This is a genomic window from Nonomuraea sp. CA-143628 (genome assembly GCF_050942315.1).
Lineage (GTDB): Bacteria > Actinomycetota > Actinomycetes > Streptosporangiales > Streptosporangiaceae > Nonomuraea.
Map to the genome: position 1 here is coordinate 8,914,577 of NZ_CP192072.1, position 15,201 is coordinate 8,929,777.

Genomic DNA, 15,201 nt, shown 5'->3' on the forward strand with positions numbered 1-15,201 from the left:
ACCCCATCTTGACAGCCCGCCACCCCCGACGCCTAAAGTAAAACGCAACGTTGCGTTGCGTTTTGGAGGTTGGGATGGACGGTGTTCCGGCGACGGTGACCTGGGGACTGCTCGCGGCCTGGGTGGCGCACGACGCGGAGGAGCTGGCCACGATGTCCCGCTGGACCCGCGAGCACCGGCCCGAGCTGGAGCGGCGCTACCCACGGGTCCCGTGGGAGCGGCTGGAGATGTCGCAGCGGCAGGTGAACGTGGCGATCGGGCTGATGGGCGGCGTCATGGCCGGGGCGTCGGCCATGGGGGCGCGCACTGGAGGACGCAGCCCGGTGTTCCAGGCGGTGCTGGCCGGGTTCGGGCTACACGGGGTGGGGCATCTGGCGCAGTCGGCGCTAGCGCGCGGCTACACGCCCGGCGTGGTGACGGCGCCGGTGGTGGTGATCCCGTTCACGGTGTGGGCGTGGCGGCGGCTCAAGGCGTCGGGGGTGCCGACGGCGGGCGCCGGGTCGGCCCTGGCCGGGCTGGCCGCGCTGCCGCTCGTCCTGGGCGGCGTCCACGCACTCGCCCACGCGCTCACCCGGCCCCGTACCGGCCGCCGGTGACCCATCCCGTCCGGCAACCGGTACAAGCGGGCGTCAGTCGACGCAGACCAGGAACAGGTCCATGTCCCAGGGAGTGGCGAGGCCGCTCTCGTCCTCGGCCGCCCGCCCGGTCGCCTGATCGAGCCCGGCGGAGGGGAAGACGGCCATCGGGATGACCTGGTCCTGCTGCCCGCCGTTGCCGATGCCGGTGCCGGTGCCCACGATGCGCTGGGCGGGGTTCTGGCAGGCGACGACGGCGCTCTTGGGGGTGCCGTTCGGCGCCTGCCCCGCCGTGCCGCCCTCGATGGACGCGCCACCACTGATCACCCGCGTTCCGTGCGGGCAGCGGGCGCGGGGCCGCTAGGACGGTTCGGCCAGGGCGCGCGTCAGGGAACGACTCAGGACATGCCCTGAATCGGCTCGAGGCCCGCCCGCGCCCTGTCGGCGACCAGGCGCCCGAACGCCTCGGCCAACGGCCGCCAGGTGGCGATGAGCGCCTCCTCGGCCGCGCCGACCGCCGCGTTCAGCTCGCCGGCCGAGCTGAGCCCCGAGGCCGTGCTCCACGAGGTGAAGATCTCCGGCGTGGCCTCGGGGTGGAACTGCACCGCCCAGGCCGCCTCGCCGAGCCGGTACCCCTGGTTCGGGTACGGCGTGCCCGTCATCAGCGGCACCGCCCCGTCGGGCAGCCGGGCGATCACGTCCTGGTGGAACTGGACGGCCACGGCCGTGCCGACACCGGACAGCAGCGGATCGGCGGCCGCGGCGGGCAGCGCGACCACCTCGCAGACGCCCACCTCCAGCCCCTCGCCGCCCCGCTCGACGGCGCCGCCGCAGGCCAGGGTCATCAGCTGCGCGCCGAGGCAGATGGCCAGCGTGGGCGTACCGTCCTCGACGGAGCGGGCCAGCAGGTCGCGGGTGGCGGGCAGCCACGGGCAGCGATCGTCCTCCCACGCCGCCGCCTCCCCGCCGAGCACGATCAGCCCGTCGGCGGCGCGCTCGGGAACCTCCTCGCCCAAGTACGGCCGTACGACGTCGCAGACCGGCCCCAGCCAGTCGCCCAGGTAGCCGAGGGACGCGTCTGCCTCGTGCTCAATGACCGTAATCCTCATAAGGAGTAATTTATCCGCCCAAACTTTCACCAAGCAGCACGCATCCAACTGCCCGTGGACAAGTTGATCGACGGGGATCCCCAGCGGCTGGGCAACTACTGGCTGGCCGGGCGGCTCGGCACGGGCGGCCAGGGCGTGGTCTACGAGGGCTACGCCGAGGACGGCCGCCGGGTGGCGATCAAGGTGCTGTACGGCGACCAGCCGGAGCAACTGGCCAGGGAGGCGACCGCGGCGCGCCGGGTGGCCGCGTTCTGCACCGCGAGCGTCCTGGAAGCCGAACTGGAGGGGCCCAGGCCGTACATCGTCAGCGAGTACGTCCAGGGCCCCAGCCTGCGCAAGGCCGTCATGGAGGGACGCCGCTTCGCAGGCGGCGAGCTGCACCGGCTGGCCACGGCCGTGGCGACCGCGCTGACCGCCATCCACGACGCCGGGGTGATCCACCGCGATCTGAAGCCCGACAACGTGCTGCTCGGTCCGGACGGGCCGCGGGTGATCGACTTCGGCGTAGCGCGGACCGCGGAGATGTCGCTCACCGCGACGGGCCTGGTGACGGGTACGCCCACGTACATGGCGCCCGAGGTGTTCGGCGGGGAGCGGGCCGGGACGCCCGCCGACGTGTTCGCCTGGGGCGCGATCATGGTCTACGCGGCGAGCGGCACCGACCCGTTCGAGGCCGAGAACCTGGGCGCGGTCATGCACCGGGTGCTGTCGTCCCGGCCCGACCTGAGCGTGTTGCCCGCCACGCTGCGCCCGCTGGTGGCCGCGGCGCTCAGCAAGGACCCGCTGGAGCGCCCGTCCGCTCGTGAGCTGCTGCTGGCCCTGGTGAGCGCCGAGGGCGGCCTCGACACCGGCCTGCTGCTGGCCGCCGGCGGCAGGGAGGCCGCGCGGGTGGGCGCCCCCGCCGACGATCCCGCGCTGGGCACGCTGGCCGAGGAGGCGTACGCGCTGCTGTCCGCGGAGGAGCGCGAACTCGCGCCCGAGGTCTTCCTGCGGCTGATCACAGTGAGCGAGCAGGGCGGCCTCGCGATCCGGCGGGCGGAGCTGGCCGAACTCGTCGAGGGCCGCCCGCTGCCCGAGGTCTCGTCGGTCACCCGGATCCTGGAAGTGTTCGGCTACCTGCTGTCCAGGGACGGCGAGGAGGTCTGGCTGGCCCGCCCCGCCATGCCCCTCGCCTGGCCGCGCTATCGCCGCTGGGTCGAGGCCAACCGGGACGGCCTGGCCGTACACAAGGAGATCCTCACCGCCGCGCAGCGGTGGGCGCGGGCCGGGCGCAAAGACGGCGACCTGTTGCAGGGCAGCAGCCTGGAGAACGCGCTGCGGTGGGCGGCCACGGCCCGCCGCAACATCACCCTGTCCACCGCCGAACGCGACTTCCTCGACGCGGGCGCCGGTCTGACCAGGCGCAGGAGCAGGCGGACCAGGCTTGTCTCCATCAGCCTGGCGGCCCTGCTGGTGATCTCGCTGCTCGCGACCGGCCTGGCCGTCCAGCAGAGCGCGCTCGCCGACGAGCGGGCCGATCGGATCGCCGCGCAGCGCGACCAGGCGGAGGCGGCGCGGCTGGCGCAGGTCGCGGACACCCTGCGGCAGCGCGACCCGAGGGCGGCGATGCTGCTGAGCGTGGCCGCCTGGCGGCTGGACCGGACTCCGCAGACCAGGGCCGCGCTGACCGCTTCGCTGGCGCAGCGCGAGGTCGCCGCGTTCAGGGACCCCGCCGCCTCGGGTGACGCGCTGCGGCTGCTGAGCCACGACGGCAGGACGCTGGCCAGCGTGAGCGACGACGCGGTCAGGCTCTGGGACGTACGCACCGGCAAGCGGAGCGGCGGCATCGGCCGGCTGGGCCTGGCGGGCGAGCGGCCGCTGGCCGCCGCCCTCTCCCCTACCGGCCGGAATCTGCTGGTCGCCACCAACAAGCGGGCCGGCGTGTGGGACCTGCGCACCGGCAAGACGGTCGGGACGTGGACGTTCGGCCATGACGTCGGCGACGACGTGGGCACGCCGGTCGGCGTGCGCTACGGGACGACCGACCAGCAGGCGCTGATCCGCCTCGACCAGCACGAATACACCTGGGACCCGCGGACCGGCGCCCGGACGAAGGGCCCGCTCGCGTCCCATCCGATCGTCTCACCCGACGGGAAGACGGTGGTGCGGCTGGTGGGAGAGAAACTGCGGATCACGGACCGTGCGGGCGGGCCGGCGGTGACCCTCGGGAACGAGGCCGAGATCTGGAACGGCGGCGAGCTGACCTTCAGCGCCGACGGCCGGCTGCTCGCCTCGGCGACCGGGCAGAACATCCAGGTCTGGCGGGCCTACGACCGGCTGCTCACCACGCTGACCCTGCCCGGCGGCACGGAGGACGATTCCGTTCCGGCGCCCCAGGTCGGCTTCGACGGCCACACGCTGCGCTACCTCAGCGAGGACCGCGTCCTCACCGTGGACCTGAGCGACTTCGCGGTGCGCGCGCCGAAGGGGGCGCCCTCGTGGTGGTGGATGAAGTTCGGTCCCGGCGCCCGGCAGGTCCTGAGCTCCGAGGACAGCTACAAGGTCTTCCTCGCCGACCCACGCGGGCCACTAGGCGCCCCGGTGCTGAAGCGGCCCGATTCCGACCCGGTGGACGCCGCGGCGATCAGCCCCGACGGGCGACTGGCCGCGGTGGGCGGCATCAGCGGGTTCACGGTCCTCGACACCGGCACACGGCGCACGCTCGCGAAAGCGGCGCCCCACGGTGACCTGGCGGAATACGACACCTCCTTCCTGGCCTTCAGCCCCGACGGCACGAAGCTGGTCACCGGTCTGCGCTACCGCGACGCGGACGTGTCCTCCCGGTACGCGGTGAGCGTCTGGGACTGGAGGTCGAGGCACCAGTTATGGTCGGCCACGGTGAGCGAGGTACACGACGCCGACTTCTCCCCCGACGGCAAGGTGCTGGCGGTGGGGTCCGGCGACCAGCACCTGTTCGACGCGGCGTCGGGCCGACGGCTGGGCAAGCCGTTCGGCGGCACCGGCCAGGGCACGACCGTCACCGACGTGGTCTTCACCCACGACGGCAGGTCGCTGGCGGTCGTGGACTCCCGCGGTCGCGTGAGCGTCTACGACACCGCCACCGGACAGCGGGTACGCCAGGCCGCCCTGGGCCGGCTCACGGGCAGCGATATGGCGGCCAGGTCACCCCGCGAGGACGTGGTCGCGCTGGTCACGCACGACCACCGGGTGCGGCTCGTCGACCTGGCCGCCGGTGCGGACCTGGGCACGCTCGACGATGGCGACGGCGAGCTGTCCGGGCTGGCGTTCACCGCCGACGGCTCGGGAGTGATCACCTTGGACGAGGAGGGGGTCGTACGCGAGCGGCCGGCCGAGCCCGGCAGGATGGTGGCCGCGATCTGCGCCCGCGCCAAGCGGCCGCTGAGCCCCGGCGAGTGGCGAAGCTTCGTGCCAGGACTGCCCTACCAGAAGGTTTGTCCTTAAGATCCGGCTATGAGATTCGACGAGGTCGACGGCATGCGGGTCGCCACGTTCGGCACGGGACCACGCCTGATCATCGCGGTGCACGGGATCACCGCCTCGCTGATGGCCTGGGCCGCGGTGGCGCGGCTGCTGCCCGCCGACTGGTCTCTGGTCGCGATGGACCTGCGCGGTCGCGGGCACAGCGCCGCCCTGCCCGGCCCGTACGGCCTGGCCCGGCACGCGGAAGACGTGCTGCGCGTGGCCGACCACGTGGGCGCGGGCCCCGAGGCCGTGCTGACCGGGCACTCCATGGGCGCCTACGTCGCCGCGCTGGCCGGTGCCGAACGCGACTTCGCCCGCGTGGTGCTCGTCGACGGCGGGCTCCCGCTGCCGCTGCCCGAGGGCGCCGACCCCGACGTGGTCCTGGAGGCCACCCTGGGACCGGCCGTGGAACGACTGCGCCGGACGTTCCCGACACCGGAGGCGTACGTCGGCTTCTTCATGGCGCACCCGGCCTTCCTCGACCACTGGAACGCCGACGCCGAGGCGTACGTACGCTATGACCTGACCGGCACCGAGGGCGCGCTGCGCTCACGCGTGGCCGGTGACGCGGTGCGCGAGGACGGGCGGTGGATGCTCACCGAGTCCGGGCGCGTCGGCGCGGCACTGAGCGCGATCAGGGCGCCGCTCTCCCTGGTCAGGGCGCCGCGCGGGCTGCTCGATCAGGACACCGGCCTGCTGCCCGACGCGCTGGCCGCCATGTGGAAAGCCCGCCTGCCGGGACTCGCCGACGAGGTGATCCCTGACTGCAACCACTACACGATCATGTTCGACGAGCGCTGCGCGTCGATCGTCGCCGACCGGCTCACGTCCGGCTCCTGAACCCTCCGGGCAGAGACGCGTCTCAGGCTTCGCGGGGAGCGATCCAGGTGGCGCGGGCGGCGGCCACCAGGGTGCCGTCGACCTCGTAGATCGCGCTCTCGCCGAACAGCTTGCGCCCCTCGCGGCCGGTCGCGCGGGCCACGACGGAGTAGGCTCCGCCCGCGTACAGCCGCCGATGGATCTGTACGGCCAGCCGCCCGAGCAGCGCCGACTCGCCGGGCTTGAAGTGGGCCCAGCCGGTGATGCAGTCGAGCGCCGCCCCCACCACGGAGGCGGGCACGCCGTCCTCGTCGGCCACTGTGAACGGCACCCGCCACCCGGCGGCCACCAGGTCGGTCCCCTCGACCGGGCCGGGGAAGATCCGCAGCCCGTCACCCGGCTCGCGCAGCCCGCACGCGAAGCACTCGGGGAAGGCGTGGCCCCGCCAGCCGGGGAAACCGGCCTCGGCGCGGGCGGCGTCGTTGAACGCCACGAACTCGGGCGCCGTCAGGTCCTCGGCCACCGGGATGGCCTCGACCAGCAGCTTGTCGCCTTCGTGGAGGGACACCGTGTTGGCGACGTGCTCCAGGCACAGGTCGGTCTCAAGGGGGGTGGGCGCGTGCAGCGTGACCTCGACCGCCGATCTGTCGCCGCCCAAGGCCTCCGCCATGGTGCCGGCTATCCAGCCGCCGTTGGCGACTCCAGCCGGGCCCCTGAAGCGCTCAGGAACGGTCAGCACGGTCTGCAGGGCAGCCGTCGTCATGCCACACCCTCCAACATCGCCCATATGGCGAAATATCCGAAAGTCATTTTGGAACGAACCGATTTGAACGGACGGTCAGTTTCCCACACCCTGAAGGGGTCTTTGCCCACCGCATAACCCTCGCGGGGGCGTGAAACTTCCCAGCGGGAGACCCGGGCTGCGCCGGATCCTCCATGTCCGTAAGATACGGGCCCAACTTTGCACGGACGTTACCTGGGAGTCAGAAGTGACAATGCTCACTCGCCGAAGCCTGCTCAAAGCGGGGGCCGTCGCGGTACCCGCCGCCGCGATGACGGCTCGGCCGGCGCTCGCCGCACCCGTTCCGGTGGTGGAGACGTCGGGGACCGCTCCCGCGTCCTTGGCCGGGTTCGACAACGTGATCAAGACCTTCGTGAAGGAACGCGAGATCTCCTGCGCCCAGCTGGCGGTCATGAAGAGCGGAAAGATCGTCCTGGCCCGTGGCTATCGCTACAACACCGGCGCCCAGGCGATCCCCGCCGTCACCCCGACGTCGTTGTTCCGCATCGCCAGCCTGAGCAAGAACATCACCTCCGCCGCCATCATGCGCCTGGTGCAGGACGGCAAGCTGAGCCTTTCGGCCAAGGTGACCACGCTGCTCGGCCTCACGCCCGCCGACACCCGGATGAACCAGGTCACCGTGCTCCGGCTGATGCAGCACCTGGGCGGCTGGGACCGCGACACCTCCAAGCAGGACCAGCTCTGGCTGGACCACACGATCTCGGCCGCGCTGGACGTGCCGCTGCCGATCGGGCACGCCGAGATCATCAAGTACGCCACGGGCCGGCAGCTCGACTTCGCCCCCGGCTCGAAGATGGTCTACAGCAACTACGGCTACATGCTGCTCGGCCGGATCATCGAGAAGGTGTCGGGCATGTCGTACGAGACGTACGTCAAGACGAAGCTGCTCAAGCCCCTCGGCATCACCCGGATGCGCCTCGGCAAGAGCCTCAGGACCGAGGCCGCGGCCGGCGAGGTGATGTACCAGTCCCAGTACACGAACAAGACCGTCATGGACGAGTCGGGCACCGTCGTGCCGTACCCGTACGGCGGCTTCAACATGCCCAACCAGGACGCCAACGGCGGCTGGCTGGCCTCGGCCGTGGACCTCGTCCGCTGGACGCTCGCCTTCGACCGGCCGGGCACGGTGCTGAGCACGGCGTCGATCGCCAAGCTGTTCGCCAAGCCGGAGACCGGCGTCACCTCCTCCGGCTCCTGGTACGGCGGCGGCTGGTGGGTCCGGCAGGTGACCGGGCACCTCAACACCTGGCACAACGGCTCGATGCCGGGCACGTTCTCATACCTGGCGCGGCTGCAGAACGGCTGGAGCTACGCGGCGGTGTTCAACCGGCGTGAGGAGACGGGGACGCCGGACTTCGACGTGATCGACGGCCAGATGAACGCCGTCAAGATCACCACCTGGCCGACGACAGACCTGACCTCCAAGTACTTCTGACCCGGCGACGCCGCGGCCCTCTGCCGATTCGAGGGCCGCGGCCGGCCGGCCCCGCGAGGCCACGGCCTGCGACTGAAGTATCCAGACGGGGGTACGGGTAGTTGAGCAGGTGATGTGGACTGCGACGTCTCCCCGGCAGTGCCTCGCGCGTGTTGGAGGGAAGCCATGAAATTCATCATCGCCGCCGCCGGGTTGTGGCTGCTCCCCATGTTCGGAACGATCCCCGCCTGGGACGGCGACCGCCATCAGGTCAGCGAATCCCAGTACGAGGTCCTGCTGCATCAATGTAGGTTCGCCAACACATCGCAGGCACGTTCGGAGTGCCGCGCGGCGGTCAGGGCGAACTACCGCGTCGGGGAGGCCGATCCCTCGCTGGATTGCCGCACCTATTCCAGCGTGACCGTGTGCGGCATGTTGCAGCTGAGCCCGAACGAACGCGCGTGCGTGCGGGACTCCGTGGCCAAGCACCTGTCCTATCGCCGAGCCGAAGTGGAGTGTTACGCGTTCCAGTGATCGCCGCGCCATCCACCCGAGCCGACGCTCGGGCACCCAGTGATGCGCCGGTTCCCCCTGGGAGAGGAGATGACCGCTGCGTAGATGATCACGATTTGGCGAAGCCCGCCGTGCCTTGGCGATCACGGTCATTAGGTTCTGGTCGAGCGCAAGAGGATCGAGCGCAAGAGGAGGGACAGCGACGATGCCGCTCGATCTGACCTCGTTGACCGAGGCCGGTCCGGCGCTCCCGCACGGCGCGCTCGACGGGTCATGGCCGCCGGCGCTGTTACGGGCCTATCTCCGTGCACTCCCACGGCTCGTCACGCTGCCCGGCCCCGAACGGCTCGAGTTCTTGCGCGCGACCGCCGCCGCCGAGGAACCGGAGGCCCTGGAGGCTTTGGACTCGGCAGAGCCGGGGTCAGCTTGGACCCTAGCGTGGGAGACCGGCGAGCAACCCACAGCCTTTCACGTGTGCCCGGCCCGGCACGACGGCCCGGTCTGGGCGGTGGCGGTGGGCGATTTCGCGGGCCGCACGTTCGTGGCCAGCGGCGGCGACGACCACGTGGTACGGCTCCGTGTCGTGTACGACCAGTCCGCGCCGGACTTAGAAGGCCATTCCGACCAGTCCTGGCCGAACCTGGAGAGCCGCTCCGGGCCGAACTTCGGGGTCCATTCCGAGCCGAACCTGGAGGGCCATTCCGGGCTGGATCTGGAGGGTCATACGGCGAGCGTCCGCGCCCTGGCGTTCGGCGTGGTGGACGGCCGCCCCATACTTGCCGGCGGCGACGACGGCGGCACGATCCGTACCTGGAATCCGCTCACCGGCGCGAGCGGATTCACCCGCGATCTGACCGGCGGCTACCCGACCGCCCTGACCTTCGTCGAGGCCGAGGGCGGACGGACGCTGCTCGCCGTAGCCATCGGCTTCTACAACCGCGGCTACCCGGAGGACTACGAGGACGGGCGCGTCGACCTGCTGGATCCGGCCACCGGCGAGCTCGTGCGCGCACTGCACGCGGAGGAGCGGGACGCGGTGCTCGACCTCGGGGTGGCGAAGCTGGGCGAGCGGACAGTGCTGGCCGCTCTGTCCCCATACGAGCTGCACGTGTGGGACGTCACCACCGGCGAGCGACTGGGGACAGCCGAACTGGACGACATCTGGGCGGACATGGAGGAGGACGGCCTCACTCCGCCCCTGCTCATAGGCGAGGCGAACGGGCGGCCCGAAGCCGGGGTGGTGGTCCGGATCGAACACCCGCCGGGCTACACGGTGCAAAGCCGCGAGCTGGTCTACCTGAAGCTGGACGACCTCCGCGACAAGTCCCGCGACCGAGGGTTCGACCGCGACGAGGGACCGGTGGCCATGACGACCCACGCCGGGCGGAACATCATGCTCGTGGCGAACCACACCGACACCGGCAAGGAGTGGGAACGGCCCGCGAAGGCGGTGATCAGGCACCCGGGCCACAAGACGGACATCGACCTGGACGCCGACACCCGCCTGATCACGACCGCCGCCTTCGGGAGCCTGGCGGGACGTCTCTGCCTGGCCACGGGCGGGCTCGACGGGACGGTGCAGGTGTGGGACGCGCAGACGCCGCACCAGCACCGGCGGATCGGCTACGGCGGGTCGGGGCTGGCGCTGTTCACCACGGCGCAGGGCACGCCCGCCCTGGCCGTCGGCACGCACAGTGACACCGTGCTCCTGGTGGACGCGGCGGACGGGAAGAAGATCGGCTCAGTGGGCTGCCGCCAGAGCGGCCGTGGCCACGACTGCGACATCTCGCCCTACGACCACTGCTGCCGAGGCTTGACGGCCGGGCAGGTGGCCGGTCGGCCGTACATCGCGAGCAGCGGCTGTGCCGCGTACGGCACCATGCTGTGGCAGCCGCTGAGCAAGATCCGCGGGATCGCGCGGAAGGACGACGCCGAGGGCGGCCGGGTCACCTTCGGCGGCCTGGACCACTCCTCACCCACCGCTCTCGCCTTCGGCGAGGTCGACGGCCGGGCGCTGCTCGCCGCCGGCGCCGACGTGTGGGACCCGGTCACGCAGGAGTGCGTGGCCAGGCTGCCCAGGTGGGGGTTCGCGCTGAGCGAGAGCGCCTTCGGCCGGGCCGGGGATCAGCCGGTGCTGGCCACGCGGCGCGACGGCGAGGTGGACCTGTGGAACCCGCTGACCGGCCGGCGCATTCGGACACTCGGCGTGGACGACGCCGGCGCGGGCCTGGCGATGGGCCGGATCGCCGATCGCGACGTACTCGCCGTCGGCAGCGGGCGATATGTGCACCTGTGGGACGCCGCCGCCGGGGAGCGCCGGGAGTGGATCCCGCACACCTCGACCGTCACCTGCCTCAGCCTGGTCGAGCACGACGATCGGATCCTGCTGGTGACCGGGACCGAGGACGGCACGGTGACGCTGTGGGACGCCGCCACTTCGCGGCGCCGGGCCGTCCTGGGCGCGTTCGCCCGCCCGGTACGGTCCGTGGCCGCGGCGACCATCCGCGGGAAGCCGCACGTGTACGGGCAGTCCCATTACGGCCGCGTTCTCGCCTGGCGCGTCGACACCGTTTGACAATGCGAGCGGCCCCTCACCGCATTCGCTGGTGAAGGGCCGCCCCGGCCGGACATGGTCCGAACTAAGCGAAAGTACGATTTCCGCTCCGACTCGCGACAAGCGAGTTCAGATCGTCTCTACCCAGGTGTTGGTCCATGTGTTCCGCCCGACCTGACCGTCGACCACGAGCCCATGCTCTTTCTGGAATTGGCGGCACATTTCTTCGCTTTTTGGCCCGTAGCTCCCGTCGGCCGTGAGGGGCCAGCCGCGCTTGTTCATGATGTCCTGCCACTGCCGCACATCCTCGCCGTCCATGATCGGCGGCTGCTTGAGGACGCGACCGGGGAACGGCGGGGCCACCGCGCTCGGGGCCGTCCACGTCTTGTCCCACGTCGTCTCGTCGACGATGCCGGTGACCTGCAGGTGCTTCTCGGCCTGGAAGTTCTTGCAGAGACGCTCGCTCTCCGTCCCATAGATCCCGTCTACTTTGATGTGCCAGCCGCGGTCCTGCATCCGCTGCTGCCATTTCTTTACGGCTTCGCCCTGCTGAGGCTTTTTGATGACGCCGGGAAATGGCGGTGCCTGCAAAGTCGGCGTAACGGTCACGAGTCGTCCTCCGTCGAGTCGTCGGCAAGGGCGGCGTCAGTCCCGCTTTCCGAGACACCCGTAATTCGCCGCCCTTATCCAGGTTTCCGGCAGGTGGATACCCGGCACCCTCGGCGATACTCTGGGGAAGCCGACGATTTAACTCGTTCTGGAAAATGTCGATACGACCTGTTGACACCAAGCCGAGGTGCGGTCCGACTCGAAGCTCGGGCGGCGCGTGTCACGACGCACCCGCCGCCCCGCGCTCACAGGACCGGCAGGTAGCGGCCGAGCTCGAACTCGGTGACCTGGCGCCGGAATTCGCGCCACTCCGCCCGCTTGTTGCGCAGGAAGAAGTCGAAGACGTGCTCGCCCAGCGTCTCGGCCACCAGCTCGCTCTGCTCCATGACCGCGATGGCCTCGTCCAGCGACTGCGGCAGCGGCTGGATGCCCAGGGCGCGCCGCTCGGCGCTGGTGAGCGTCCACACGTTGTCCTCGGCGGCGGCCGGGAGCTCGTAGCCCTCCTCGATGCCCTTCAGGCCGGCCGAGAGGATCAGCGCGAAGGCCAGGTAGGGGTTGCAGGCCGAGTCGAGCGAGCGGAACTCGATGCGCGTCGAGCCGCCCTTGTGCGGCTTGTACATCGGCACCCGCACCAGCGCGGACCGGTTGTTGTGGCCCCAGCAGACGTAGGACGGCGCCTCGCCGCCCTGGCCCGCGATGGCCTCCGCGCCGCCCCAGAGGCGCTTGTAGGAGTTGACCCACTGGTTGGTGATGGCCGTGATCTCGGCGGCGTGCTTGAGCAGCCCGGCGATGAACGAGCGGCCGGTCTTGGAGAGCTGGTAGTCGGCGCCGGCCTCGTAGAAGGCGTTGCGGTCGCCCTCGAACAGCGACATGTGGGTGTGCATGCCGGAGCCCGGGTGCTCGGTGAACGGCTTGGGCATGAAGGAGGCCCAGATGCCCTGCTCCAGCGCGACCTCCTTCATCACCAGCCGGAAGGTCATGATGTTGTCGGCCGTGGTGAGCGCGTCGGCGTAGCGCAGGTCGATCTCCTGCTGGCCGGGCGCGCCCTCGTGGTGGCTGAACTCGACCGAGATGCCCATCGACTCCAGCATCATGATCGCCTGGCGCCTGAAGTCGTGGCCCGAGCTGTGCGGGGTGTGGTCGAAGTAGCCGCCGGAGTCGATCGGCTCGGGGCGCTGACCCGGCTCGGGCCGGTTCTTCAGCAGGAAGAACTCGATCTCCGGGTGGGTGTAGAAGGTGAAGCCCATGTCGGCGCACTTGGCGAGCGTGCGCTTGAGCACCCAGCGCGGGTCGGCGTGCGACGGCGAGCCGTCCGGCATGAGGATGTCGCAGAAGATGCGGCCCGCGCCTGGCGTCTCGCTGCGCCAGGGCAGGATCTGGAACGTCGCCGGGTCCGGCTTGGCCAGCATGTCGGCCTCGTAGACCCGGGCGAAGCCCTCGATGGCCGAGCCGTCGAAGCCGATGCCCTCGGCGAAGGCGCCTTCGAGCTCCGCCGGGGCTATCGCCACCGACTTCAGGAAGCCGAGAACGTCGGTGAACCAGAGCCGGATGAACCGGATGTCGCGTTCCTCGAGCGTGCGGAGCACGAACTCCTGCTGGCGGTCCAAAGCATCCCCTAGCGAAGACAGTACTGAGTTCCCTATCAGAATGCCGTGTCCGTGTTTCGCACACGTTACGTGGGGTCCCGGTGCGAGCCTCGCTGACAAAGAGCCCGGCCGGACCTATCGTGATCACGCAGTCAGTCTCGGGGGAGGCATTGGTGGCTATCGACCTGCTCAATCACAAGCTTGACAGGGCTTTCGACCACATCGACGCGGGCGGCGAGGGCGTCATCGAGCGTGTGGACCTGCTGGGGTTGGGCGCACGGCTCCTGGTGGGATTCGGAGAGTCCCCGACCTCGGTCACCGGCAGCGATCTCGTCGCCGGCTTCGACGGGATCTGGTCGACCCTGTCCGAAGCGCTCGGCCGGGACGCCGACTGCCAGATCTTGCGGGAGGAGTTCCGTGAAGGCATGACGGCGGCGTTCGTCGAGGGCGACCTGTACGAGCCGGTGTTCCGGCCCGCCACGGCGGCCGTGGCCGACCTCTGCGACGACGACGGCGACGGCCTGATCGGGCCCCGCGAGTTCCGTACGCTGCTGAGCGCCTTCGGCACCGCCTACGACGACGTGGACGAGGCGTTCGACCGGCTCGACCGGGCCGGCAGGGGCGTGCTGACCGTGGACGGGCTTATCGCGGCCGCCAGGCAGTACTACGTCAGCGACGACCCGAGCGCCGCGGGCAACTGGCTCTTTGGTCCCCTATGAGTACCGACGTGATCACCTCGGTGCGCACCGCCCTGAGGTCCATGCTCCAGTGGAAGCCGCTGGCTCCCGGGCCGCGCCGCGGGGCGCCCGCCGCCACCACGCTGCTGGTGCTCACCGAGCGGGTGCCCGCCATGGCGGAGCCCTGCCGCATGCATCCGGCCGTGTACGCGATCGAGGCGGCCGTCCTTGACTGGGCGCGGCGGACCGATCTGCACGCCGGGCCCGGTGTGGGGTTCCACCGCATGGCGGGCCGCGCGTTCGCCGAGTTCGACGCGGCCGCGGCGGCGCTGTTCGCGCAGTGGCTGACCTGGCTGTTCAATCTCGACGACGAGCTCGACGAGGGGCCGGGCCGGCTGGAGGTCTTCCAGGGCCTGCTGGCGGGCGGCGCGGCCCATCCGCTGGAGCGGGCCTTCGCCGACCTGTGGCGGGTGACCAGCGCCCGGATGAGCGATCTGTGGCGGACCAGGTTCGCGGCCAACCTGCGGCGGCAGCACGACGCCTGCCGCATCGAGGCCGAGAACCGCGCCACGGGCCGCGTACCGACCCTGGAGCAGTATCCGGCGCTGCGCAGGGGGACCGTCGGCCCGTACCTCTACGACCTCGTGGAGCCGTGCCTGCGCGTGGAGGTGCCCGCGTGGGTGCACGCCTGTGAGCCGTGGCAGCAGCTCGTCGACGCCTGCACCGACGTCACCGCCTGGTGCAACGACGTGGCGTCACTGCCCAAGGAACGCGGCGACGGGCACAACCTCGTCGTGGTCGTGATGCACCAGCTCGGCCTGGACCAGCCGGAGGCCACGGCCTGGGTGCTCGACCGGATCGCCGAGCGCTGCCAGGACATGCACGAGGCCGCCCGGCGCCTGCCGCTCGACACGCTCCCGCCCAGGCTGGCGCGCGACGTGAGCAAGGTGGCGTGCGCCTACCTGGCCGCGCCGCGCGCCCACCTCGACTGGCTCCTGGAGTCGACCCGCTACACCTGACGACCGGCGATAGCGGGGGTAGGAGGGCGCGGGGGGCGTCG

13 protein-coding genes are annotated in these 15,201 nt (G+C 71.0%); 8 read left to right on the top strand and 5 right to left on the bottom strand.

The features are described from left to right. Positions 1-74 precede the first annotated feature (74 nt). Positions 75-596, top strand: coding sequence for an HXXEE domain-containing protein (locus ACQP2T_RS40580; protein WP_433510148.1), 522 nt, complete (start codon positions 75-77; stop codon positions 594-596). 33 nt (positions 597-629) lie between these two features. Here the strand turns inward: ACQP2T_RS40580 and ACQP2T_RS40585 are convergent, their stop codons facing one another. Together ACQP2T_RS40585 and ACQP2T_RS40590 are read right to left on the bottom strand one after the other, a co-directional pair. Further along, positions 630-902, bottom strand: coding sequence for a hypothetical protein (locus ACQP2T_RS40585; RefSeq protein ID WP_433510149.1), 273 nt, complete (start codon positions 900-902; stop codon positions 630-632). 71 nt (positions 903-973) lie between these two features. Continuing rightward, complete coding sequence (locus ACQP2T_RS40590; RefSeq protein WP_433510150.1) at positions 974-1,684, bottom strand: type 1 glutamine amidotransferase; 711 nt, start codon at positions 1,682-1,684, stop codon at positions 974-976. 54 nt (positions 1,685-1,738) lie between these two features. Here ACQP2T_RS40590 and ACQP2T_RS40595 point away from each other — a divergent pair, with 54 nt between their 5' ends. Further along, complete coding sequence (locus ACQP2T_RS40595) at positions 1,739-5,146, top strand: protein kinase domain-containing protein (protein WP_433510151.1); 3,408 nt, start codon at positions 1,739-1,741, stop codon at positions 5,144-5,146. Positions 5,147-5,155: 9 nt separating this feature from the next. Continuing rightward, positions 5,156-6,007: an alpha/beta hydrolase gene (locus tag ACQP2T_RS40600; protein ID WP_433510152.1), complete on the top strand. Its 852-nt coding sequence runs from the start codon at positions 5,156-5,158 to the stop codon at positions 6,005-6,007. 22 nt (positions 6,008-6,029) lie between these two features. On the opposite strand, the gene ACQP2T_RS40605 is transcribed toward ACQP2T_RS40600, so the two are convergent. Continuing rightward, on the bottom strand, positions 6,030-6,749 hold the full coding sequence (locus ACQP2T_RS40605; RefSeq protein ID WP_433510153.1) for a hypothetical protein: 720 nt from the start codon (positions 6,747-6,749) through the stop codon (positions 6,030-6,032). Between the two features lie 232 nt (positions 6,750-6,981). Between ACQP2T_RS40605 and ACQP2T_RS40610 the strand changes: the two genes are divergently transcribed. From ACQP2T_RS40610 to ACQP2T_RS40620, 3 genes are all read left to right on the top strand, one after another. Beyond that, complete coding sequence (locus ACQP2T_RS40610; RefSeq protein WP_433510154.1) at positions 6,982-8,223, top strand: serine hydrolase domain-containing protein; 1,242 nt, start codon at positions 6,982-6,984, stop codon at positions 8,221-8,223. A gap of 165 nt (positions 8,224-8,388) precedes the next feature. Further along, positions 8,389-8,736, top strand: coding sequence for a hypothetical protein (locus ACQP2T_RS40615; protein WP_433510155.1), 348 nt, complete (start codon positions 8,389-8,391; stop codon positions 8,734-8,736). Positions 8,737-8,920: 184 nt separating this feature from the next. Then, positions 8,921-11,290, top strand: coding sequence for a WD40 repeat domain-containing protein (locus ACQP2T_RS40620; RefSeq protein WP_433510156.1), 2,370 nt, complete (start codon positions 8,921-8,923; stop codon positions 11,288-11,290). 108 nt (positions 11,291-11,398) lie between these two features. Here the strand turns inward: ACQP2T_RS40620 and ACQP2T_RS40625 are convergent, their stop codons facing one another. Continuing rightward, positions 11,399-11,878: a peptidoglycan-binding domain-containing protein gene (locus ACQP2T_RS40625; RefSeq protein WP_433510157.1), complete on the bottom strand. Its 480-nt coding sequence runs from the start codon at positions 11,876-11,878 to the stop codon at positions 11,399-11,401. A 245-nt stretch (positions 11,879-12,123) separates the two neighbouring features. Then, positions 12,124-13,485, bottom strand: a complete 1,362-nt coding sequence (gene glnA, locus ACQP2T_RS40630) for a type I glutamate--ammonia ligase (protein ID WP_433510158.1) — start codon at positions 13,483-13,485, stop codon at positions 12,124-12,126. A gap of 152 nt (positions 13,486-13,637) precedes the next feature. Here glnA and ACQP2T_RS40635 point away from each other — a divergent pair, with 152 nt between their 5' ends. Then, a complete protein-coding gene (locus ACQP2T_RS40635) occupies positions 13,638-14,183 on the top strand; it encodes an EF-hand domain-containing protein (protein WP_433510159.1) in 546 nt (181 codons plus the stop codon). Continuing rightward, a complete protein-coding gene (locus ACQP2T_RS40640) occupies positions 14,180-15,160 on the top strand; it encodes a terpene synthase family protein (protein ID WP_433510160.1) in 981 nt (326 codons plus the stop codon). The genes ACQP2T_RS40635 and ACQP2T_RS40640 overlap by 4 nt, the downstream gene beginning before the upstream one ends. The last annotated feature ends 41 nt before the right edge of the window (positions 15,161-15,201 follow it).

Bases quoted from the DNA above. Each gene is read 5' to 3' on its own strand.
- ACQP2T_RS40580 (WP_433510148.1), top strand. From the start codon at position 75: ATGGACGGTGTTCCGGCGACGGTGACCTGGGGACTGCTCGCGGCCTGG.
- ACQP2T_RS40590 (WP_433510150.1), bottom strand. From the start codon at position 1,684: ATGAGGATTACGGTCATTGAGCACGAGGCAGACGCGTCCCTCGGCTAC.
- ACQP2T_RS40600 (WP_433510152.1), top strand. From the start codon at position 5,156: ATGAGATTCGACGAGGTCGACGGCATGCGGGTCGCCACGTTCGGCACG.
- ACQP2T_RS40605 (WP_433510153.1), bottom strand. From the start codon at position 6,749: ATGACGACGGCTGCCCTGCAGACCGTGCTGACCGTTCCTGAGCGCTTC.
- ACQP2T_RS40610 (WP_433510154.1), top strand. From the start codon at position 6,982: ATGCTCACTCGCCGAAGCCTGCTCAAAGCGGGGGCCGTCGCGGTACCC.
- ACQP2T_RS40615 (WP_433510155.1), top strand. From the start codon at position 8,389: ATGAAATTCATCATCGCCGCCGCCGGGTTGTGGCTGCTCCCCATGTTC.
- ACQP2T_RS40620 (WP_433510156.1), top strand. From the start codon at position 8,921: ATGCCGCTCGATCTGACCTCGTTGACCGAGGCCGGTCCGGCGCTCCCG.
- ACQP2T_RS40640 (WP_433510160.1), top strand. From the start codon at position 14,180: ATGAGTACCGACGTGATCACCTCGGTGCGCACCGCCCTGAGGTCCATG.